Source organism: Marinobacterium stanieri, assembly GCF_900155945.1.
GTDB lineage: Bacteria > Pseudomonadota > Gammaproteobacteria > Pseudomonadales > Balneatricaceae > Marinobacterium > Marinobacterium stanieri.
The window spans coordinates 45,184-67,383 of the sequence record NZ_FTMN01000012.1 but is presented as its reverse complement, the minus strand read 5'-3'; the positions used below and the strand labels follow the sequence as shown (position 1 = coordinate 67,383).

General features: G+C 49.3%; 18 protein-coding genes. All 18 read left to right on the top strand.

Features of this window, described 5'->3' with window-relative positions; translation table 11 throughout:
* Positions 1–67 precede the first annotated feature (67 nt).
* The 18 genes from tssC (at position 68) to BW956_RS20035 (ending at position 22,027) form a co-directional block, all read left to right on the top strand.
* On the top strand, positions 68–1,459 hold the full coding sequence (gene tssC, locus BW956_RS20120) for a type VI secretion system contractile sheath large subunit (protein ID WP_076465810.1): 1,392 nt from the start codon (positions 68–70) through the stop codon (positions 1,457–1,459).
* Positions 1,456–2,298, top strand: a complete 843-nt coding sequence (locus tag BW956_RS20115) for a type VI secretion system accessory protein TagJ (protein ID WP_083703169.1) — start codon at positions 1,456–1,458, stop codon at positions 2,296–2,298. The genes tssC and BW956_RS20115 overlap by 4 nt, the downstream gene beginning before the upstream one ends.
* A complete protein-coding gene (gene tssE, locus BW956_RS20110; protein ID WP_076465804.1) occupies positions 2,295–2,771 on the top strand; it encodes a type VI secretion system baseplate subunit TssE in 477 nt (158 codons plus the stop codon). Before BW956_RS20115 ends, tssE begins: the two co-directional genes overlap by 4 nt.
* Positions 2,768–4,594, top strand: a complete 1,827-nt coding sequence (gene tssF, locus BW956_RS20105) for a type VI secretion system baseplate subunit TssF (protein ID WP_076465801.1) — start codon at positions 2,768–2,770, stop codon at positions 4,592–4,594. Before tssE ends, tssF begins: the two co-directional genes overlap by 4 nt.
* Positions 4,591–5,619, top strand: a complete 1,029-nt coding sequence (gene tssG / locus BW956_RS20100) for a type VI secretion system baseplate subunit TssG (protein ID WP_076465799.1) — start codon at positions 4,591–4,593, stop codon at positions 5,617–5,619. The genes tssF and tssG overlap by 4 nt, the downstream gene beginning before the upstream one ends.
* A gap of 12 nt (positions 5,620–5,631) precedes the next feature.
* Positions 5,632–7,281 carry a serine/threonine-protein kinase gene (locus BW956_RS20095; RefSeq protein ID WP_076465797.1) on the top strand — a complete coding sequence of 550 codons (1,650 nt, stop codon included), beginning with the start codon at positions 5,632–5,634 and terminating at the stop codon, positions 7,279–7,281.
* Positions 7,278–9,923: a type VI secretion system ATPase TssH gene (tssH, locus tag BW956_RS20090; RefSeq protein WP_076465795.1), complete on the top strand. Its 2,646-nt coding sequence runs from the start codon at positions 7,278–7,280 to the stop codon at positions 9,921–9,923. Before BW956_RS20095 ends, tssH begins: the two co-directional genes overlap by 4 nt.
* Positions 9,913–10,569 carry a hypothetical protein gene (locus BW956_RS20085; protein ID WP_076465793.1) on the top strand — a complete coding sequence of 219 codons (657 nt, stop codon included), beginning with the start codon at positions 9,913–9,915 and terminating at the stop codon, positions 10,567–10,569. Before tssH ends, BW956_RS20085 begins: the two co-directional genes overlap by 11 nt.
* Positions 10,570–10,994: 425 nt before the next feature.
* On the top strand, positions 10,995–11,471 hold the full coding sequence (locus BW956_RS20080; protein WP_010325293.1) for an Hcp family type VI secretion system effector: 477 nt from the start codon (positions 10,995–10,997) through the stop codon (positions 11,469–11,471).
* Between the two features lie 228 nt (positions 11,472–11,699).
* A complete protein-coding gene (locus BW956_RS20075; protein ID WP_076465791.1) occupies positions 11,700–12,302 on the top strand; it encodes a hypothetical protein in 603 nt (200 codons plus the stop codon).
* A gap of 59 nt (positions 12,303–12,361) precedes the next feature.
* Positions 12,362–12,829 carry a hypothetical protein gene (locus BW956_RS22325; RefSeq protein WP_139327242.1) on the top strand — a complete coding sequence of 156 codons (468 nt, stop codon included), beginning with the start codon at positions 12,362–12,364 and terminating at the stop codon, positions 12,827–12,829.
* A 43-nt stretch (positions 12,830–12,872) separates the two neighbouring features.
* Positions 12,873–13,241, top strand: a complete 369-nt coding sequence (locus BW956_RS20065) for a hypothetical protein (protein ID WP_139327241.1) — start codon at positions 12,873–12,875, stop codon at positions 13,239–13,241.
* Between the two features lie 20 nt (positions 13,242–13,261).
* Positions 13,262–15,265 (top strand): type VI secretion system Vgr family protein, encoded by a 2,004-nt coding sequence (locus tag BW956_RS20060; protein WP_076465786.1) that lies wholly within the window; start codon positions 13,262–13,264, stop codon positions 15,263–15,265.
* Between the two features lie 38 nt (positions 15,266–15,303).
* Positions 15,304–15,741, top strand: coding sequence for a DcrB-related protein (locus BW956_RS20055; protein ID WP_010325297.1), 438 nt, complete (start codon positions 15,304–15,306; stop codon positions 15,739–15,741).
* A 32-nt stretch (positions 15,742–15,773) separates the two neighbouring features.
* Positions 15,774–20,138 carry an RHS repeat-associated core domain-containing protein gene (locus BW956_RS20050; protein WP_083703168.1) on the top strand — a complete coding sequence of 1,455 codons (4,365 nt, stop codon included), beginning with the start codon at positions 15,774–15,776 and terminating at the stop codon, positions 20,136–20,138.
* A 9-nt stretch (positions 20,139–20,147) separates the two neighbouring features.
* Positions 20,148–20,609 (top strand): DUF2947 family protein, encoded by a 462-nt coding sequence (locus BW956_RS20045; protein ID WP_076465782.1) that lies wholly within the window; start codon positions 20,148–20,150, stop codon positions 20,607–20,609.
* Positions 20,610–20,975: 366 nt separating this feature from the next.
* Complete coding sequence (locus tag BW956_RS20040) at positions 20,976–21,647, top strand: peptidoglycan recognition protein family protein (RefSeq protein WP_083703167.1); 672 nt, start codon at positions 20,976–20,978, stop codon at positions 21,645–21,647.
* The gene (locus BW956_RS20035) at positions 21,644–22,027 is read left to right on the top strand and encodes a hypothetical protein (RefSeq protein ID WP_076465779.1); all 384 of its coding nucleotides are present in this window, start codon (positions 21,644–21,646) and stop codon (positions 22,025–22,027) included. The genes BW956_RS20040 and BW956_RS20035 overlap by 4 nt, the downstream gene beginning before the upstream one ends.
* Positions 22,028–22,200: the final 173 nt, after the last annotated feature.

The following is a 22,200-nucleotide window of genomic DNA, read 5'->3' as shown; positions in this document are numbered from 1 at the left end:
GCTTCAATGGAATGAATAGGTCGGGCCTGAGTTGCCCGGCCTTGATGAGCAGGGATGGAGAGCGCTTGTGGATAATGCGTGGCTGCAGGAGCTGATTGACGCTGTGGGGCATGACGTCTTGCGTCAAAAGCCTACCAAAATACAGATCTTGCACAGCTTGAACCAGCAGATCGCACACATTGACCAACTGCTTCAGCGTCAGGTGGATGAGGTACTGCATCATCCGGATTTTCAGGCACTGGAGTCTGCGTGGAGCGGTTGTCGTTACCTGCTGGAGCAATTGGCATTCGATCCTCAGGTTAAAGTGAAACTGCTGGATGTTTCCTGGCGGGACTTGCACCGTGACCTGACACGCGCGATTGATGTTGAGGAAAGTGACCTTTTTGCCAAGGTATACAGCACCGAGTTCGGCACGCCAGGTGGTGAGCCTTTTGGCGTTATGCTGTGTAATCATGACGTCAGCTTGACGCCAGCGACCCATGGTGTGGATGACCTGCGTGTGCTGCAGGGGCTGGCAGCAGTCGGCGCGGCAAGCTTCACCCCATTTATATTTAATGCATCTCCATCATTACTGGATCTTGATGATTTCAGCGGCCTGCACACAGGTCTGGACCTGGATACGACCTACCGGCAGGCGCGCTTCATCAAGTGGAATGCCTTGCGTGAACAGGAGGACGTCCGTTTTATTGGGTTGGCTCTGCCCGGGGTGTTTATCCGCAAACCCTATACATTCAGCCGCCTGAGAACCGATCGTTTCGTTTACAGGGAACAGGTCACAGGGGAAAGAGACTACCTCAAAGTGGGCGCTATTTTCCCTCTGGGGGCTGTTATCGCACGTTGCTTCATGCATACCGGCTGGCTCGCTGAAATCACCGGGAAACGTTATTTTGGTGGAGGTGTAGTGCCCAGCCTGAATATTCACACGTCTGATGTCGATACCCAGCCAGTGATTTCGTCCCAGGTCATGATACCGGATGCTCTTGAGCGTTCTTTGTCTGATTTGGGCTTTATTCCATTGTGTTACTCGGCCCACGCCGGACCCGGCGTGTTTTACAGCACGTCTTCGTTGCAGCGCCCTACGCGGTATGACACGCCCCAGGCACAAATCAATGCTCGCTACTCGGCAATGTTGCAATACGTGCTATGTACCTCCCGTTTTGCCCACTTTCTAAAAGTATTGGTAAGAGACAAGGTCGGTTCTTTTTCGACAACCGATGAATGCCAGCATTTCTTGCAGCGTTGGATCATGCAGTACGTCATGTCGACGGATGAAGCCAGTGAAGTGCTGCTGGCAAAGTACCCGTTGAGAGAAGCCCGGGTTCAGGTGAGTGAGCCGGCAGGTGGCCAGGGGGCCTACCAATGCACGGTGCATTTGAAGCCGCACTTTCAGCTCGAATCAATTGAAACCTCGATACAGTTCAGTGCCGAGGTCGTGACTAATCGGATGACAGGATCATGATGAATCTCATGGAGATAGGAGATCAGTTTCGGAATGGTGATCTCGAAACTGCACTCATGCAGGCAAAGGAATATGTGCGTGATAATCCCGATTGCGAGGAAGGGCGCAGTCTGTTGTTGCAACTGTACCTTTTCGTAGGTGAATACGAAAAGGCAAGTAAGCAGCTCTCGGTACTGGAGCTCAACCATCAGGCTGATCCTGCCTCCTATATCAATCTGAAATTGATTGCAGAGCTGGTCAATGCGGCAATATCCCGCCAGGCATTCTTCAGCCAGGCCGGCGGGCTGCCCATCATGTTTGAGGAAGACAGGGTTTGGGTCGAGTCCGCCTATGAGCTGATTCAGGCGTACCAGCAGGGAGCCCTGGTCCCTGGTGAAACTGAGCAATTGCTGGAGCGAGCTCGGCAGGAGCTGACTTTTAAATGTGAAACTCAAGACGAGCCGGAGTATGGCAGCTTGGCTGAACCTGATGATCTAACAGCGCCACTCCTGGAAGTGTTCACTCCCAAGAGTGGCTATGCCTGGCTGGCCTGGAAAAATATCAGCAGTATCGAATTTTTCCCTTATGAAAAGCCGATTGATTTGATGTTTCGTCGCGCGTTGGTCAAGCGTGTGAATGATGAGGCTTCCGCTGCACCGCTTCCGGTCTACATCCCGGCAATTTATGCCAAAACGCCGGTTACCGATGCCAATGCCCGTATGGGACGTCTGACGGACTGGGTAGCGTCAGAGGCTGCTGGGTTAGTACACGGCGTTGGTCAGAAATGCCTGTTAGTGGGGGATGAACTGGTGCCTTTGCTGCAGATTCGTAATCTGGAGCGGGAGGAAGCTCGGGGATGATGTCTGAAGACGCTTTTCAGGCACCGTTTCTGCAGATGCTGCTGGATGATAATCCGGACCGTGCCGCAGATGATTTCTCCTCGCCGGCCATCCGCTATCGCGCCTACAAGCAGAGTGTTATGCGGGACCTGGAGAACCTCTTGAACAATCGTTGTCGGCATGGTGACGAGGCAGTAACAGGCTCTGGAGAAATGTTGCTGACCTATGGTGTGACTGATTTTGCGCATATCAACATTTCTGCGTTGAGCGGGCGGGAAGCTCTGCGTCAGAAAATACTGGACACCATTCGAACCAATGAGCCTCGCTTGAGTGAAGTGCAGGTGGAACTCCTGGAGCGTTCTGCTGAGCAGGACCGTCTGGGCTTTCGAATCGATGCACGCTTGCGCATTTTTACAGATGCTGAACCGGTTGTTATTCAAGCGGCATTTGAACCTTCTCGCAATATCTTCAGCTTTCAGCCGGTGCAACGATGAGCAACGTTCTGATTGATTACTATCAGCGTGAACTGAACTACCTGAAGCGCAGGGGAGAGGCGTTTGCGGAAGAGTTTCCTAAGGTTGCTGCACGCCTGCAGCTGACGGATGACCAAGCACGTGACCCCCATGTTGAGCGCATTATTCAGGGCATTGCATTTTTGAACGCAAGAGTCCGAAAAAAACTGGATGATGAGTTTCCCCAGTTATGCCAAACCCTGATGGATGTGATTTATCCACACTTTCTGCGGCCGCTGCCCAGTTATTCCATCATCAGTTTTGAGCCGGACAAGGATTTGTCGACGCTGGCTTCTATTCCTGCGGGTGAGGACGTTCATGCCGATGTTGACGAGCAATATACCTGTCGATTTAAAACAGTCTATGACGCACAGGTTTTGCCGTTAAAGCTTGAAAGTGCACGTTTGCAGAGCTATCCGGTGGATGCGCCAACTCCAGGCCAGACATCCGAACTGGAGTCGGCTCTTAAGCTCCGGCTGGTAGCCATTAACCCGGATGTGGAGCTTGAAACAACTGGTATTAGCAGGCTGAGATTCTTTATCAAGGGGAACCGGCACTACAGCTTTGCGCTTTATGAACTTATTCACAATCATGCACTGACGGTTGGGGTTGCAGATAATCAATACGATGCCAATGCCGTGTTCATGGATGCGAGCAATGCCATTCAACAAGTGGGATTCAGCGAGCACGAGGGCATTTTTGACTATCCGGAGCAGTCGTTTCTGGGGTACCGGCTGTTGACGGAGTACTTCAATTACACGGATAAGTTTCTGTTTTTTGATATTGAACTTGATGACGCGGCTCAAGCCAAGTTGAACGGCCAGGCATTTGATGTATTTCTCTATTTCAACAAAAGCCTCCCGGATATTGAAGCAACTGTTGATGCCGGTAACTTTGTACTGAATGCGACGCCCCTGCTTAACCTGTATGAACAGTTTGCAGAGCCAACCCGCCTGACACACCAGGAATATGAGTATCCGGTAATTGCGGATGCACGCCACCCGGACAGCGTGGAGGTGTACAGCATTGATAGTGTTTCGGTGAGTGCTGACCAAAGTCAAATCGAAACGGTACGGCCTTTTTTCGGCATCCATGGCTGGGATGTAAGTCAACAATCTTGTGCCAGTTGGCACTCGCGTCGCGAAGAGAGGGATACCGGCAATACGCGTAGCCAGGTATTCCTGTCGTTAATCAATAGCGACGAACTCATGGCGCAGCAGGAGGAAGCGGTCGTACTCACACGCTTGAAATGCTTCAACGGAAACCTGCCCAAGCGGTTGAGCCAGACGTGGAGCCAGCCACCTTTAGTACTCAGCAGCGGTTCTTCAGCTGTTGGTAAAATTTTGATGGAAACCTCGTTCAGTGATGTGGTCCGCCCCCAGTTGGGTGACGACACTTATTGGAACCTGCTTTCACATCTCAATCTGAACTACGTGTCTCTCTCCGCAGATGAAGCTGGTACTTTGGTGTTGCGCAAAATGCTGAGCCTCTACAACAGCAGTCGCAGTCGGGAAAATGCCAATGCAGCTGATGCAGTTAGAGTCAGTCGTGTCGCTCCGTCTACCATGCGCATGGTTGATGAGCGCGGGATACCCTTTTTCTGTCGCGGCAGTCGCGTCAGTCTTGGCATTGATTCTACCCGTTTTTCCGGGAATAGCCCTTTCCTGTTTGCCTCTGTCCTGGAGCGTTTCCTGGGGTTGTACACCCATGTAAATGCGTTCATCCAGCTTAGTGTCGAACTGGATGGTGAGGAAACACCGCTCAAGGTCTGGCCCGCCCGGGCAGGAGAGCAGGCGCTGATATGACTGCGAAAGCACGACTGCCGAATACGCATTTCTTTCAACTGCTCCGGCGGCTGGAAGTCGATGCTCTGAGGGTTGGCCGGAATGCTGCACCCATAGGGCGTGACTATCCACTGCACAGTGAGTTCGCAGAATTCAGGGTCTTACAAAGCCTGGATTTCCCTCATGCGGCCTGTGTCAGGTTGGAACCCTTGCAGTCGCAGGGGTACACCAAGAACCTTTTACATGTGGCCTGTTTCGGGCTTACCGGTCCGGCCGGTGTGCTCCCGGTCCACTACACCGAACTGTTGAAAGAGCGTCATCGGCTTAAAGATGCTGCCTTTATTCGTTTGCTGGATGGCTTTAATTCACGCGCGATCAGTTTTATGTATCGGGCCTGGCGCAAGAATCGCCTTCCTTTGGGGGAAGAGCAGCAGTTGCAACCGGGGCAAGGGCACGAAAAAGGTACTGGGCACCGTGTGCTTCTGGGTTATTCAGGCCTGAGAAATGAATCGGGTGTAAGCGCGGTGAGTACCGAGAGTGAAGCCAAGGCACTCTATTTCTCAGGCTTCTTCAGTAAGCGGCCACGACATGCTTTGGGACTAAAGCGGATTATCGCCAATGCACTTGGATGTGCTGTCAGCATTCAGCAATTTCACGCTCGCTGGTTTGACCTTGATGATGATCAGGTACACATCACCGGGCAGTGCAACAGCACCCTGGGGCGTGATTTTGTCATTGGCAGCGCAGTGTACGAAGGTGCCTGCAGTATTCGTATTCGTACTGAGCCGGTCAACTTGAGTCTGTTTGCAGCATTGCAACCGGGCAAGCCCCGCTTTGTGCAGCTACAGGAATTGGTTCAGCTGTATTTGGGGCAGGATTACTACATAGACCTTCAAGTGGTGCTTAAAGGTCGTGAGAGACCCGATTTAGTCATGTCTGGGGCGACGGATACATCTAAGGCGTTTGGTTTGGGTGAGGGACTTTGGCTGGCGACAGGGCCATCGTTGGTGGATTTGGAAGACACAGTGCACGAAGTGAGTCGTTAACGGGGCAATACTATGGACCAACTTGGACGTTACAAGCTGCAAGGGATTATTGGCGAAGGCGCAATGTCGCAGGTGTACAAGGCTTATGATCCGGTTTTGCAGCGCACACTGGCGATCAAAGTATTGCGGCCGGAGTTTGCTGAAGATAAAGAACGCCTGAGGTTCTTTCTCAATGAGGTACAAGTATCCGGCAAATTGAATCACCAGAATATCGTCCACATTTTCGATGTGGGTGAGGTCGACAACATGCCGTTTATCGTTATGGAGTATGTCGAATGCCAGAGCCTGGACGACTGGATTCGGGAGCAGTCGGAGCTCGAGCTGGATACAACGATTGATATCGTTTCACAGATAGCTTCGGCGCTGGAATATGCACATGAAAAGGGCATTATTCACCGCGATATCAAGCCCAGTAACATCCTGATAGAGCCCAGTGGCCGGGTACGGCTGACAGATTTTGGCGTGGCATATCTGCATGAACACACCGAAGTCGGCTGTGGAGAAGCCATCGTGGGTACACCGTTTTACATGTCGCCAGAACAACTGGCTGGACACTCGCCCGACCGTCGCAGTGATCTGTACTCGTTAGGCGTGGTGTTCTACCAGATGGTCTTTGGACAGTTGCCGTTTGAAGCCTCCAGTATTCGAGACCTGATGGCGTTGATTCAGCAGTCGGATGTTGACCTGTCCACCTCACGCTGTCCACATGCCATCAAAAAGGTCATACAGCGTCTCCTGCATAAAAAAACCTCCTTTCGTTATCCAAGCGCTGCTGAGCTGATCAAGCAGCTGGATGCGCTGGAAATCGAATTGTCGGCGCAGGACCCGAGCTGGAGCGAAAAAATCAATGCCAGCTGGCGCTATACCGCTATTGTTGCCACCACGCTCAGTGTGTTGTTGATGGGTGTGCTGGTGCTGACTCTTAATGACCTTTCCGGCAACTTGTCAGGCGTGCTCAGTAGTTATGGACGCATGCTGGTGCAACAAACCCGAGAGCAGGTTGATGAAGCCCTGTTGCTTGGTGACGAGCTCAATCTGGGCATTACGGTAGAGCGCATGTCTACGAACACTGAGATTGCGTATTTGATTATTACCGATCATCAGCATCAAATCGTAGCCGCAAGTCATAGCGAGCGTGTTGGCGAATTGTATCGTCCACCGCTTGAACTGGAAAAACTCGAAGAAAGCCAGAACGTCAGCATTTTCGAACGTCAGATGGACGGGGAACGTCTCTACCATATGACTTCTCCCATCATATTCAATGAAAAGCAGATCGGTGCTGTTGTTATGGGGCTGTCTGCAGGTTCGATCGATGATGTGTGGGATAGCACCGCATGGTCACTCGGAGCCTTTGTGATTTTGGCCTGTGTATTGATCACGGTTGTGGTGTATTACCTGTGCCGTTTTTTTGCCGGGCAATTCAAACAGTTGGCGCGAGCTCTGCAAAGCCTGTACGTCGGCAACTACTATACCCGGCTGGATGTGACGCGCATTGACGAGATTGGTCATGCCAGACGTCAGTTCAATGAATTGGCCGAACAGATGGAATCCTTCATCCGGGAGTCCGATCCCGATATTGAAAAAGAGGCACTGCCCGAATCGGATATTCAAGAAACCGAAGACAGGACAGTTGTTATCAAGAAAACAGAGGATGTTACATGAATATGCGTGCCCTGATAGGCAAACTCTCGGATACCAGCCGCGTCGCTTTTGAAAAGGCAGCCGCGCTGGCGGTCAGCCAACGTCATTACGCTATTGAGCCTGAACATCTGTTGCTGGCGCTGACTCAGCATGAAGCAACAGGCGTACGGAGGGCATTGAACCGTCATGGTGTTGATACCGAACGCCTGGAAAATGAACTGGTGGCATGCTTTGAGGTATTTGACCGTGGCCACAGCAGTGCCCCGGCATTTTCGCCGAATGTAATAGAAATGATTCGTAAGGCGTGGCTTCTTTCCAGTCTGGAATACGGTGAAGGCGAAGTGACAGGCATCGCCTTACTCGTTGCTGTCTTCAAGGAAGAAGCGTTTAGTCTGCCGCTGTTTAGTCATCTGCCGAGCCTTGCAATGATAGACAGTGATGCCTTTGTCCGTAATGGCGCGCGTTTAATTCGATTGGAGCAGGAATCGGCCGGCGAACCGGGAACTCAAGCAACCGAGCAGGCTGCGACCGAAGCGGCTCCAGCCTCTACCGGTCGCCCTTCAGCTCTGAGTGCATATACACAGTGCCTGACGGCCCAGGCGCGCGAAGGAAAGCTTGACCCTGTCGTCGGGCGGGAGCCTGAGATTCGGCAGATGATCGATATTCTTTGCCGTCGTCGCCAGAATAACCCGATCTTGACCGGCGAAGCCGGGGTGGGCAAAACGGCGGTTGTCGAAGGTCTGGCGTCTCGCATTGTCGATGCGGAGGTTCCGGATAGCTTGAAAGACGTCGAGATTCATATTCTTGATTTGACGCTTCTGCAAGCGGGCGCAGGTGTTCGCGGGGAGTTTGAGAACAGACTCAAAAGCGTGATTGAAGAGGTCAAGCAGTCGAGTCGCCCCATCATTTTGTTTATCGATGAAGCCCATACACTGATTGGGGCCGGTAATTCCGGAGGGCAGGGTGACGCAGCCAATATTCTCAAGCCAGCACTGGCACGGGGTGAGCTTCGCACTATCGCAGCGACAACCTGGGCGGAGTACAAAAAATACTTCGAAAAAGATGCAGCGCTGACCCGGCGCTTTCAGGTCATCAGGGTCGATGAACCAGAGCCGGAACAGGCAATGCGCATGCTGAGAACATTGCAGCCGGCATTTGAAGAGCACCATCAAGTGATGGTACTGGATGAGGCAGTGCGTGATGCAGTGCTGCTATCAAAACGATACATATCCGGTCGGCAGCTACCGGATGTATGCGTATCTGTCCTGGACACAGCTTGCTCCCGAGTGAACCTGGAACAGCGCAACGCACCTGCCGCCCTTGAAGATATTAAAGCCCGTCTGGACCAGTATCAGAAAGAACTGGATAGTGCGCGTCGTGAGCACAGGGCTTACGGGGGAGATGATCAGGATATTGATAACTTTGTGGAGCGAATTGCTGCCTTGCAGGAACAGCAGCACGCATTGGAGGCGCGGTGTCAGCAGGAAAAACAACTGGTTGAACAGATTCTTGAGCTGCGCCTGACCCTTAGTGAGCAGGCTGAAAGCCAGGATGAAGTCATGCGCGGCAAGCTGGATGATCTGCGCGGGCAGTTGGCACAGGTTCAAGGCGAGCAGCCTCTGGTGCGCCCCCACGTGGATAGCCAGGTTGTGGCTGAAGTTATTGCCGGCTGGACCGGTATTCCGGCCGGTCGCATGGTGTCCAGTGAAATACAGAAAGTGCTGGGTGTGCAGGACGCACTGAAGGAGCGCATCATCGGGCAAGATCATGCACTCGAAGCTGTGAGTCAAAGTGTTCGTATTTCCAGCGCAAAACTGCGTGATCCAAGACAGCCGATTGGTGTCTTCATGTTCTGTGGCAGCAGCGGGGTAGGTAAAACCGAAACCGCGCTGGCATTGGCCGAGTTGTTGTATGGAGGAGAGCAAAACCTCACGGTCATCAACATGTCCGAGTTCAAGGAAGAACACAAGGTTTCACTTCTGATGGGATCTCCTCCGGGATATGTCGGCTACGGTGAAGGTGGCGTATTGACGGAGGCCGTTCGCCGCAAGCCTTACAGTGTGATTCTGCTGGATGAAATGGAAAAAGCGCACCCCGGCGTACAAGACATTTTCTATCAGGTATTCGACAAAGGCTCCATGAAAGATGGTGAAGGGCGGGATATCGATTTCCGCAATACTCTTATCATCATGACGACCAATGCGGGAACCGAGACTATTTCACGTGTGTGCGCAGACCCGGATACCAAGCCGGCTGCTGAAAAACTGGAAACACTGGTCAAGGATGAACTTCTGACCCATTTCCGCCCCGCATTTCTGGGACGTAGTCGCTTGATTCCTTTCCTTCCGCTTCATGATGACGTCATGGCCGGCATTATCCGGTTGCAACTGGCACGTGTAGGGGAGCGTCTGAGTGAACAGTATCAGGCTCAGTTCACCTTCTCGGATATGGTTGTCACGACGATTGCCGCGCGCTGCCAGGAAGTCGACACCGGGGCCCGAAATGCAATTCACATTATTAACCGCAGTCTGCTTCCCGAAATTTCCCTGCGTATTCTGGAGAGTATGGGAGAGCAAGTGGAGCTGACTGCAGTAGAAGTCGATGTGGATGAGAATAGCCAATTCACATATACCCTGATTAGAGGAGTTCAGGATGAGCAGTAATGTCTTTACACGCTGTGCCATGACCAGCACCTGTCTGATGGTTCTGAGCAGCGTTCAGTTGCCTGCCTGGGCTGAAGAGCCTGCTGCTCCGAGCCAGGAAAGTTTCCGTTTTGCCGTACCTCAGCACTATGTTCTGGTTGAGCATAGTGTTATCCCATCCTTGCAAGGGGGCAGTGTTACCTTTGCACCTGAGGATGTAGCAGACCCAGGTGAACGTATCCTCCATCTGCAAACCTACTTGGCGGACTACTATCCAGAGGCACTGGCAGCGCTGGCCCCGAGCAAACCGCGTGAATTCTTGAATCTGGTGCTCGATACCGAGTTACAGAAAAATTGTACTGAGTACACGCTGGACTCAGGCAAGATCCGAAAGCGCAACGGAGGCATTCGCATTAACTGGTGGACCAGTTGCCAGCTGAAGTCAGATTCAGCTCAGTATCGGTTTGAACGAGGGCGAATGTTTTTGTCGGAAAGTGGAGGCTATTTTATTAGTCACTTGAATATGTCTCAGAATAAAGACCATACATTCAAGCGTCCGGAAATTCATTGGTTTGACAAATATTTGTTTAATAGTGGGCTCTGCACCAAAGGAATTGACTGTGGAGAGGAAGGCGCTTTGGTTAACGAATTGTTCACTGAAAAATAAGAAAAATAGGGACAAATAATGGTTTTCTTTTGATAGAATTCCATCCCAATAGATCAAAATACACATGCGAGACTGGATAAGGATGTCTTGAACTGGATGTGTTCGTTCATGTTCCAAATTAGCGTCATATTTCTTTATTTGAAATAAGTGTCTATTTGGAGACATTCCTATTTTAAGCCCTCTTTTAAAGCGGTAAAAATCCGTTTAAAGGAGGGCTTTATATCAACCTCCCATGTATTTATCGATATTAAGTTCGAGTTATAGAACGTACTAGCACGCTGTTGCTATACGGAGTCGTTTTGGTTCGAATATCAAGCGACATCTAAAGGGAATCTACTATGCAGCTTCTTGCAGTGTGGCTGAATAGTGATTAAGCGTGGGAAGTTTCCCATATTAATTTGTTTTAATAAGGATGTGTAAAACGTATGGCAATCTATCTGAAAATTGACGGTATTGACGGTGACGTTACAGCTGCCGGACATGAAAACTGGGTTGAATGTGACTCCATGGAGTGGAGCGTCAACCGTAGTCTGACAACCAAGCCGGGCCAGGGCAAAGACCGTGAATCGTCGACTGCTGTTGTGGGCGAAGTGACACTGACAACCAAAATGGACAAAACCTCCCCGCTGTTTTTCGCGGAGTCCTGTGTTGGTCAGGGTAAAACAGCCCAGATTCACCTGGTTCAGACCACGCCTAATGGTATCGAAACGTACATGGAATACACCCTGACCAATACCCTGATCAGCGGTTATAACATGATGAGCAATGGTGACCGTCCGGTTGAAGCAATTTCTCTGAACTTCACGAAGATAGAGATGAAGTACACCAGCTGGAACGAAGAGCACCAGCCGGAAGGCAGTGTGCCTGCTGGTTACGATATCGCTACCGGTATCCGTCTGTAAAAGACACACCCATGCGGGAGTTACTCCTGCATGGGTATTTTATATGGATGTTTCATAACAAGGAGGTGTGCTATGGCTTCATTATATGCAATTTTATATGGCGAGAGGCTGTCGTTAGCTCAAGGGAAACCGGATTCAAAAAACACTCGATAAGATAGAGTTTAAGATCTATGGGGCTCTTTATTGTCATGACGGTGATTCAAATGATGGTTTTGAAGGGAATGTTAGATGAAAGCTTTAGAGCTAGCGGCTTTATCATTAATAATAATGTCCAGCACGGCTGTTGGTAAAGAAGCGAATGATCTTGAAAATAATGGACATTGCTTCATTGATCAATATGTAATTGAAGAACTATCTAATCTATCTTCAACTGATATCAACTTTGATAGTAGTGATGATTTGATTGATTTTACCATTACAGTTCCTGCTGAAGTTGTTAGCTTTTATATTCCTGATTATATAAATGAGACGACGTTTGGATCATCGACTATCAAGGAAAACCTTTCACTCCATTTTTATAAGCCATTTGATAGGGAAGTGGTGAAAGGTGATTTTGAAAAATATTCTGAACTGCCAGAGCTTTACAAAATTTCTGTCGATGGAAGCGAAATGAGTTGGAATCTTGCAGAGAAAATTAGTCAGGGCTTTCTCATTAACGGAAGCTGTAGCCTGGGGTATGAGTATGTTCATGAATGTCTATTTTCATTGGATGGGAGTGGGTATTCACTAGCATATGAGTTGAGACAAGACAATTTTGATCAAAAAAGTGAGATCGATAGTTTTATAAGAAACCAGATTGGTTTTTGTTCAAATTCGTTAGGTCTAAAGTAACCAGTAAATTATATATCATATGCTTTTTAATGTATTTTTAAGGGATAAAGGAGCGCGCTATGATTACAAAAGAAACACTGGAAGATTCATTGGATACGCATATTTCTGATCATTGTGAACAGGGTATGACAGCAGACAATCTTAATCATTGTGCGCACTACGTTTCTCATGAACTTGGTTATGAATTTGGCTATCAATGTGGCAATCAAACCGATTCTGCGGGTGAAGGGTCTACTATTCGCGTTCAGGAAGTATTTGCACGCTGCCCTGAGGTAGGGCTCTGGGCTGATAAGCCTGCCGCACTGAAAAAATGCCTGGCGTTTATTACTAAAAAAACCAATGTGGACCTGAAACGAAGAGTAATGAGTAATGTGCCGCGGAAACATATCGGAATATTCTGCGATGGGCACATATATCACTACTCCAATTCCCGGGACAAAGTGGTTAAACAGACGCCGGATCAATTCTCCAGACATTATTCAGGTACAGGATATGCAGTCTTTTATGGAAAATTTGTTACGACTTAACATACCGGCCTGGCTCGTGTCGGCGTGCGTGCTGTTAACACCCATGCATACATGGGCTGATGGTGTTGAGCAGTCAGCAGGAAAGCTGTTCAAGCATTTATTGACACTTCAGGCCGTGGATACACGTGCAATTGAATCCTGCCGATATGCGGGAAGCATGGATGATGCAACGGTGGCCGACGTGTTCAGCCACTACCTGGGCGTAATTGCAGAGGAAGAATCGGGCCGCATTCGCACTGAGCAAACCTGGCTGCAGGAGCATCCGGCACCGATTCAAGTGCGTGTCCAGTTTGAGGTATCCGACCCGGAATCGCCCTGGCAATACGGTTTTGAATTCAACCTGAAGCTCGATGAAGAGACACAGGCCTGGCAAGCTGTACCCGAGACATTGCGCTGTATCGGCGCCTCTTGAACCAAGGAACATGGAAGTCTATGGCTAATTTTTCGCAACAAAACCGCCTGCTGGCGATAGACACCCCGCTGGGGGCCGATACGCTGTTGATGACTCGGCTGAAAGGGGAAGAGGCCGTTTCAAGCCTGTTCGAGTTTGAAGTTGAGGCCTATTCTCTGCGTAAGAGCATCGCCCCAGCCGAAATCGTGGGCAAAAACGTCACAGTGCGTATCACGCGGGCTGATGACCTGGGTTTTATGACGCCGGGTAGTTATCGCTATATCAACGGTTACGTCAAAAGCTTCCGTCAGGAAGGGCGGCATCTGCAGGACTTGCGTGCGTACACCGCAGTCATCGTCCCCTGGTTCTGGTTTCTGACGCAGACCAGTGATTGCAAGGTGTTCCAGTTCAAGACCGTCAAGGAAATCGCCTCCAGCATTTTCAGCGAAAACGGTTTTACCGACTTTCAGTTTCGTCTGGTGGGATCACATCCTGTCCGTGAATATTGTGTCCAGTATAAAGAAACAGACTTCCAGTTTCTGTCCCGCCTGTTTGAAGAGGAAGGTATTTTCTACTACTTCGAACATCAGGCCGGTCAGCATGTGCTGGTGCTGAGCGATCATGTGGGTGGCTACGGTCAGTGTGGCGAAGCGGCGGTCGAGTACCGCGCCGGTACTATAAGTGCTCACAGTATCCATGCCTGGCACCACAACTATCTATACCGTACCGGCAAGCAGGCACGTCGGGACTATGACTTCAAAAAGCCGCGTGATCGACTGCAAACGGGTGAAACCGCCAGCATGAAAGTGCCGGGAACAACCAAGTACGAGCACTTTGAATACCCCGGCCGGTATGAAGAAAAAGGATTGGGTGACACCCTTACCCGCCTGCGAGTGGAGGCCGACGAAGCGGCGCATGATGTTGTTTATGGTCACAGCGGCTGTCGCACCTTCACCAGTGGCCACCGCTTTACCCTGAAGCGCCATGACGACGCGCCTGAAGAGATGGCCGAGTATGTCTTGCTGGGTGTCGAGCACGATGCGCAGGATTACTCGCACACCATCAATGATGAAGATGAAAAGTCCTACAGCAACAGCTTCCATTGTATTCCCGCCAGCACGGTGTACCGACCGCCATTGCTGACAGGCTGGCCGCAAATGCAGGGGCCGCAAAATGCCATGGTGGTAGGCCCACCGGGTGAAGAGATCTACACCGACGAATATGGCCGCGTCAAAATCCAGTTCCCCTGGGACCGTTATGGCAAGTACAACGAAAACAGCTCCTGCTGGGTCCGTGTAAGCCACAACTGGGCCGGTAAAAACTGGGGCGGTATTTTTCTGCCGCGTATAGGACAGGAAGTGATCGTCGATTTCATGGACGGCGATCCTGACCGACCATTGATTACCGGCCGCGTATACAACGCCGACCAGATGCCACCCTGGAGCCTGCCGGCCAATAAGACACAGAGCGGCATTCTAACCCGTTCCAGTAAGGGCGGCAGCGCTGCCAATGCCAACTGGATACGGTTTGAAGACAAGAAAGGTGAAGAACAACTCTTTATCCATGCCGAGAAAAACCAGGACATTGAAGTCGAGAACGACGAAACCCATTGGGTTGGCCGCGACCGTACCAAAACCATCGACAACGATGAAACCGTGCACGTTAAACATGATCGCACGGAGACTGTGGATAACAACGAAACAGTAACAGTCAAAAGTCACCGGGTTCATACCACTAATCTTACAGAAATCAAAACTGTTGGGACGGTCCGAGTGCACAGCGTTGGCATTAACGAAACCAATTCTGTTGGTGCTGCTCAGGAAAATTTAATCGGGGTGTCGAGACTGACAGCTGTTGGTGAAAGTGATCAACTGACGGTTGGAAAAACATTGCAGATAAATGTTGGTGAAACTATAGAGATCTGTTGCGGGAAATCTCTAATTAAAATGGAAAGCAACGGAAATATAGTGATTAAAGGCGTCAATATTGATATTTCCGGTGATGATCATGTTCAAGTAACTTCTAAGAAAATCGATTTGAATTAGTGCTAAGATCATAAATATTTTATGAGGGTATTTAAACTATGATGCAAACGGGAATATTTACCAGAAGTTTCAGCATTGACGTACCTGTTGAATGGGTCGATAAAAGTATGCAAATTTGGAGTGCGCCGCCTTCTGCAGACTCCCAGGTGGCGCCAAATATAGTCGTTATGCGAGAGGAAATGCCCGAAGGGAAAGATTTATCCTCTTTTGTAAGTATGCAAATGAAAGAGCTCCTGAATAAAGGAGAAGATCTTGAAATAGAATATCAAAAAGAAGTTACATTTAAAAATGTGCCTGCAAAAGAAATTTTGTTTACATGGAAAGCCAGTAATCAAAGGCTGAAGCAAAAGCAGCTTTTCATACTTCAAGACAATGATCAAATCGTAAGCATGGTTTTTACAGCTGCAGCGGAAGATTTTGAAAAGCATCTGCCTGTTTTTAGTAATATTGAAAACAGTTTTTCCTGGATTAATTAATAGTCTAGATAGACAGTGCATAGGGATATGTAATGAGTTCTGCTGCAATGGCTGCCGCACGGATCGGCGACCCCATAAAACATTCAAATGCCCTTTCCGGGTTTATCGTTGGTGCAGTTACTGGTTTAGCTGTTGGGGTTGCTGTTGTTGCTGCAACCGTTGCGACTGGCGGTGGAGCTTTATTGGTTATTTCTGCCGTCGGTGCAGGGGTGGCGACAACTGGCGCAGGTGCTTCTAGGGGGGGGGCTATAGGCGCAACCATTCAGGGCGATGTGACGGGCAAAACCATTACCGGCGCCAGTACGGTGTTTGTAAATGGTATCCAATCAAACCGTGCCGTCATTGACAAAGTCATATGCAGCAAGCATGTCAATAAAATAAAGAATATTGCTCAGGGTAGTGGCACAGTTTTCATTGAGAGTTATCCCGCCGCACGCAAAGGCGACAAAATACAGTGCGGAGCTGTCATATCTGAAGGCAGTCCGGATGTTTTCTTCGGTGCTGAAGCTGAAACATATCTTGAAATTGATTCTGAAATCCCGCAATGGATGTCATCTACAGCTGACTGGATGATGACGGTGGGAGGGTCGGTTGCTTTGCTTGGCTTTGGTGGCGCTGCATTCATTGCCAAAGGGGTGTGTGGGCTCACCAGATTTGCCGGTACCGTCGCACTGGGAGAGGTGGGAGCGGCCGCAGGGTCAGAAGTTGGAGGCGAAATCGGCTACCGCATTTTTGGGGAAACAGGGCGAGAAGTCGGTAAGTTAGCGGGGAGTCTGCTGGGTGGGCTTAGCGGCGGAAAATTGGGTAACCGGACCTTTTCCGGGCATCCGGTTGATGTTGTAACAGGCGCTTTGCTAACCGAGCGCACGGATTTTGTTCTGCCAGGTCCAATTCCGATTGAATGGCATCGAGTATGGTTATCCTCCTCAACACACCAGGGTGAGCTTGGCAGTGGCTGGCACCACCCGTATGACATGGCTCTTTCTGAGTTGAAAGGTGCGCCGGAAGCAGTGGTTGGTGTGCGGCTGCAAGATGGTCGCATCGTAGCCTTCCCTGAGCCTTGGGAATCCAAACCTGCATTCAACAGGGCCGAGCAGCTTGTTCTGCACCGTGTGCAAGACGGCTATCGAATGGATGATTTCGAGGGGCGAAGCTATCATTTTTTACGCCGTCTGTCGGAACATTCAGCGCCTGATTTCATGCTGGATGCCATTACCGATCTGCAAGGAAATCGTATTGCGTTGAGACGCAATGAATTCGGGCAATTACTGCACATGAAGGATGGCACAGGGCGTTGTCTGGATATCCTGCGCAGTTCGTGCGGCAGGCACATCACCTCGGTCGTTCTGCGCGGAGCGGGGGGAGAAGCGGATCATCCGCTGGTGTCTTATGGCTACCAACAAACTCCAGACGGCCTGTCTGATCTCGTCTCGATAACGGACGCAGAAAAAGCAACTGAATTCTTTGCCTACACCAACCATCTGATTACGGAAGAAAAGCGCAGAGATGCGTTTTGTTACTGGTTTCAGTGGGATCAAACATCCTCTCCTCTAACAGCGCGGTGTACCAAAACCTGGGGGGGGGATAACAAGGTTCCCCATTTTTACCGTGAGCTGGCATACACCCCGGATGAACGGCGTACTGATGTCCTGGACGGGCGCGGTACCTGGATGACCTATATCGGTAACGAGTTGGGGTATGTTCATAAAGAGATACAACCCAACGGTGACAAAAATACCTACAGCTATGATGCCGATGGCCTGCTTGTTAGCCTGCGCACGCCCTCAGGTGAAACAACCTATGGTCACGATGAGCTAGGGCGCCTTGTCCTGAGCGTTGCGCCGGATCAGGCTCAAACCGAATACCGTTACTTGGTTGCAACCATTCACCAGCATATCCCCCAGCCCTATAACCAATTCAATACCCTCACTACAGCGGATGGAGCCGACCATCTCTTCAGCCGTGATGATAAAGGTAATCTGGTTCAATACATTGATCCTGAGGGGCGGCATACACGTTACTTGAGAGATGCTGAAACCGGTTTAGTACAGGCCATTCAGGATGCACATGGAGAATGGGTTCGGTATCAGTGGAATGCAGCGCAGCAGTTAGCCTCCATTATCCACCCTCAAGGAGGGCAAGAGCGCTTTGAGTACAATCATCTGGGTTTGTTGTCGTGCCACTACCGTGACGGTGTAGAAACCCGATTCAATTACGATGGCATGGGGCGCTGCATAAGCAGTTCGCGATCAGACGGTCAGGAACAACACTGGAGTTATAATGCGGAAGGCCATTTAAGGAGCCACCAACGTGCCGACGGCACGCGTCTGGAGTGGCAATATCTTGGCGACCTGGTGTACCGACGCATCAACCCGGACGGTAGCCACTTCAATTACCAGTACGACACCGACCACAACCTTGTTGCGTTAGTTAATGAACGAGGTGAAACTTATCGGCTGGAGTACGATGAGAACGAACGCCTAGTCGGTGAAACTGGTTTCGATGGTCGGCAACAACGTTATCGTTATGATGACAAGGGACAGCTGGTTGAATGGCAGGATCAAGACCGCTTGGTCGAGTTGACCCGCGACCCGATGGACCGTGTTACTCAAGCGCTATACCGGCTTGTTGATAACGATGGCACTCCACTGGAACAAACGGCCGAACACGTCTCTTTTGTGTATGACCCCCTCGGTCGCTTGCTGGAAGCGGATAACGGCAATCGACGTTTGTCCTACCGGTATAACAAGGCAGGGGATCTGCTGGAGGAATGGCAGGACAATACCTGCATTCAGCACGCCTATAGCGCATCCGGGCTGAGGCACAGCACCCGATTGCCGGATGGACGCACACTCGCCTTCGAGCACAACGAACAGCATCAACTACGTGAGCTGAGTCTGGACGGCCAGATTCTGAGCCGTCACCAATACGATGTGTGGGGGCGTGAGCGACAACGCCAGTGCGGCCACCTCACTCTGCTGAACGACTATGACCCACTGGATCGTCTGGTACGTCAACGGGCTGGCCGTACAACACAGGCCCCGGTGGTGGCTCGGCAGTATCGATACAACCAGTCCGATCAATTGATTGAGCAGGATGACCTGGCCCGTGGTCGCCAGCGATACCACTATGATGTTCGCCAGCAACTGGTTGCCTGGGATAGTCAGCATCCTCAAACGGGTCATCAACAGGGTGAGTACCTGTTCGACCCGGCTGGCCAGCTGATCGGCGTAAAGGAAGAAGCGCAGGACAGCAGTCTACAGCAGTCTCCCGGTGTGACAACGCCCCAGGGCCTGGTTCAGCAGGGTCGGTTAACGCACTCGGGTGATGCTCGATACCTCTATGATGCCCGCGGCAACCGCATCCAGCGTCTGCGCGGGCGCGGCGGTGCTATCAGCACTCAATATCGATACAACCTCAAAAACGAACTGATAGAGGTTATTGAGCAAACGCCCCACCGCAGTACACGTATACGCTATGAATATGACCCACTGGGCCGCCGAAGCCAAAAGGAGAGCTGGCAATACACGACTGAAGGCGGTCGGCTGCAGAGCCATGTGCGCACCGACTATCTCTGGAGCGGTGATGTACTCTTACAGGAAGACCGGCAGGCTCTGGCTGACAAAAGTGAACGTACATCAGTAGCGGCATCGGCGCCTCATGAACGTGTTATTTATCTGCATGAGCCCAACAGCTACCGCCCGCTGTTACAGCTGCGTAATACGGGCGTAAACAGTAACTCAGCTGACCAGGTGTACTATTACCATCTGGACCATCTGGGAACGCCTCAGGAATTGACCGACGCTGAAGGGCGTGTCGTCTGGCAAGCTCAGTACCGAGGGTTTGGCCGTGCCAAGGTTGTGAACGCAAGTATCGATAACCCCATCCGTTTCCTCGGTCAGTACGAAGACAGTGAAGTCGGCCTGCACTACAATCGATACCGCTACTATGACCCTAGCAGCGGGCAATATACCAGTCAGGACCCGGTTGGTTTAGTAGGTGGCGAGCAGCTATCCCAGTATGTGTCTGACCCGGTTAACTGGGTTGACCCGTTGGGATTGCAGGGTAGTTGTGGGAAGGTTAAAAATGCAACAGACCTGCCCGTAGTTAAGGCTGGAACCAAGCAGTGGCAAGAGGCTGTAGATGCAATAAGAGGATTAGGTAAAGGGAAGCTAAATGTGAGAACTGAATCTGCTACAGATGCTCAAGCGCTGTTAATAGAGGCGAGAGGTAATATGAACCGCTATAGAAACTATTCCAATAATGGCTATCAGAAAGGTTATGAAAGTCACAATGTCCAAAACTCAAGAGAGCTTGATGCAGGTAATGATTTACAGCATTTGAAATGGAAAGATGGTAGATCTGGTGGCCATATTTACTATAGTAAACCTAATTAAGAGCTTACCATGTCTAAGGAATTAATTTGCGTTCAAGAAACTGGCTATGCTGATTATTTTAAAAAAACATTGAAAAACAAGGTTTTTTTACTTGATGTAAAGATAGCCGAAAGTGCTTGGGATCATGCAATTAATATTGGTACATCATCATACTTTGACTTGCCCGATGACTGCTGGCTTATATCAAGTGACTCAGTTCGAATTGGGGATTGGTTAGAGGCATACAATGATGATGATAACTATGCGGTCTCAAAAATTCTTCGAGATTCGGTTAATTGGCCAGAAGATGGTTTTGTTAATTTTTTTGCTAAGAGAAAAATTGTATTCAAGGTCAAATGGAAAGACTTTATTCTCTATTGGGATGATTTTCTTGCTATAGAAGATGATTGTTCGATAGTTATTCCTGAGAGTAAGCAAAGAAAAGAGGCTATTTTGTTTAGGCCGTTGGGGGATGTTTTGAAAATAGGCTGATTTGGTTTTTTAAAATAAATAAAATCTATTAACCCAAGGTCGGATTTTTTCTGTAATTGGATAGTATCCGTTCGTTATGAAATTTACATTTTATGTTATTAATAAGGATGATTTATGAATTTTTTCTAATTTATTTAAGGTCCTAAATCTTTATGAGGACGGTTGTCTTTCAGTCAGTTTGGGAGGTGATGTTGTTTTCTGGATACGGGAATGTGCTAAAGGGTATATCTGGTTTAATTGAGTGTAAAGCTTTTAACGTGAAACTATATCCAACTTGTTTGTTATTTTGTGCATAGTGATACAGAAAAGCTTTTTATAAAGCTAATAAATTTATAAGTATTATTTTACCTACATGGAAGTGGTAGTATGAATCTAAAAGAAGATGAAAATGTTTTTTCCGTTCTCAATGGTGAAGTAAAGAATCATCCAGATAAGGTAGAACTGAAAATTATAAGTAATATTGAGCATGGCGCTCTATCCAAAGTTAACTCTATCGTTGTTCATAGAACAGCTGCCAGCACGGCGCAATCTACCTTGAATGCATGGAAAACGAAAAAGTCAGGGGCCCATTTTTTAATTGATAAAAATGGTAAGATTTATCAAACAGCAAGGCTTGATAAAAAATGCTGGCATATGGGGTATGTTGTTTCAAGGTGCAGACTTGAGGCTTCTTGTACAGAAGAAGATGGAAAAATTATAAAGGGTATTCTGCATGGCAGCGGTCGCTGGTCCGAGAAGTTCAAGGAAGTATTGCAGCATGAAAGGAAAAAAGACTATCCAGATCGATACCCTATGAATAGTGACTCTATTGGTATTGAGATAGTCGGTTTATATCTTGGGAGTAGTACAAGTGATAAAGGCCTATTCGAAGAGTTAACGGCTGATCAAGCTTCTAGCTTTCTGTGGCTTGTTACTAAACTGCTTGAGTATTACAAGCTTTCTCTATCAGATGATGTATATGCCCATGGCGCAGTTGCAAGAAAGAAAATAAATGAAGGTTCTACGGCTCTTGATTGGCTTAAGGAGAACTATAAATGAAGAAGTTTTTCTTTTTATTATTTGCCTCACTCTATTCAGTCCATTGTTTTTCGGATGTTTTAATTACTGATATTAATATTTTGACACAAGGTAATAGCATAGAAGAAAGTGTTGAAGTAATTGAGATGTGTAAGACCTTTCATTTAACGAAAGAACAGGTCGCGGACTATGTCCTGGAATCTCGGTTGAGTAATGAGCGAGAGGTCCATGATGATTATAATATTTTCCCCTGCAACTCTACTGGGACTATGAAGATAAATGGAGAGTTTTTTTCATGGATCATACGTGCGGGTGGAGTAGGCAACTTTGAAAGTAAGGACCGACGTTTTGTCAGGGTGTGTGATGAAGCATGCTGTAAAAAAGTAAAGGGGATTTGTTGAGTGCCCGTAAGCATTTGCTGTTGTACTTGCTAACAGTCTTCACCAGACACATACCTCCTTTCCGCATAAGATTTCAGCCTGAAAGAGCTGCTGTTTGGCCTAAAGCCGTGAAGCGGGAATCCATCCGGCGTCAATCTATTGACATACCACCCGCTTCCGGTACCTTTGACGGA

Bases quoted from the DNA above. Each gene is read 5' to 3' on its own strand.
- BW956_RS22325 (WP_139327242.1), top strand. From the start codon at position 12,362: ATGATTACAAAAGAAACACTGGAAGATTCATTGGATACGCATATTTCT.
- BW956_RS20095 (WP_076465797.1), top strand. From the start codon at position 5,632: ATGGACCAACTTGGACGTTACAAGCTGCAAGGGATTATTGGCGAAGGC.
- tssF (WP_076465801.1), top strand. From the start codon at position 2,768: ATGAGCAACGTTCTGATTGATTACTATCAGCGTGAACTGAACTACCTG.
- BW956_RS20045 (WP_076465782.1), top strand. From the start codon at position 20,148: ATGTCTAAGGAATTAATTTGCGTTCAAGAAACTGGCTATGCTGATTAT.
- BW956_RS20035 (WP_076465779.1), top strand. From the start codon at position 21,644: ATGAAGAAGTTTTTCTTTTTATTATTTGCCTCACTCTATTCAGTCCAT.
- tssE (WP_076465804.1), top strand. From the start codon at position 2,295: ATGATGTCTGAAGACGCTTTTCAGGCACCGTTTCTGCAGATGCTGCTG.
- BW956_RS20080 (WP_010325293.1), top strand. From the start codon at position 10,995: ATGGCAATCTATCTGAAAATTGACGGTATTGACGGTGACGTTACAGCT.
- BW956_RS20075 (WP_076465791.1), top strand. From the start codon at position 11,700: ATGAAAGCTTTAGAGCTAGCGGCTTTATCATTAATAATAATGTCCAGC.
- BW956_RS20050 (WP_083703168.1), top strand. From the start codon at position 15,774: ATGAGTTCTGCTGCAATGGCTGCCGCACGGATCGGCGACCCCATAAAA.
- BW956_RS20040 (WP_083703167.1), top strand. From the start codon at position 20,976: ATGAATCTAAAAGAAGATGAAAATGTTTTTTCCGTTCTCAATGGTGAA.
- BW956_RS20060 (WP_076465786.1), top strand. From the start codon at position 13,262: ATGGCTAATTTTTCGCAACAAAACCGCCTGCTGGCGATAGACACCCCG.
- tssH (WP_076465795.1), top strand. From the start codon at position 7,278: ATGAATATGCGTGCCCTGATAGGCAAACTCTCGGATACCAGCCGCGTC.
- BW956_RS20085 (WP_076465793.1), top strand. From the start codon at position 9,913: ATGAGCAGTAATGTCTTTACACGCTGTGCCATGACCAGCACCTGTCTG.
- BW956_RS20055 (WP_010325297.1), top strand. From the start codon at position 15,304: ATGATGCAAACGGGAATATTTACCAGAAGTTTCAGCATTGACGTACCT.
- BW956_RS20065 (WP_139327241.1), top strand. From the start codon at position 12,873: ATGCATACATGGGCTGATGGTGTTGAGCAGTCAGCAGGAAAGCTGTTC.
- BW956_RS20115 (WP_083703169.1), top strand. From the start codon at position 1,456: ATGATGAATCTCATGGAGATAGGAGATCAGTTTCGGAATGGTGATCTC.
- tssG (WP_076465799.1), top strand. From the start codon at position 4,591: ATGACTGCGAAAGCACGACTGCCGAATACGCATTTCTTTCAACTGCTC.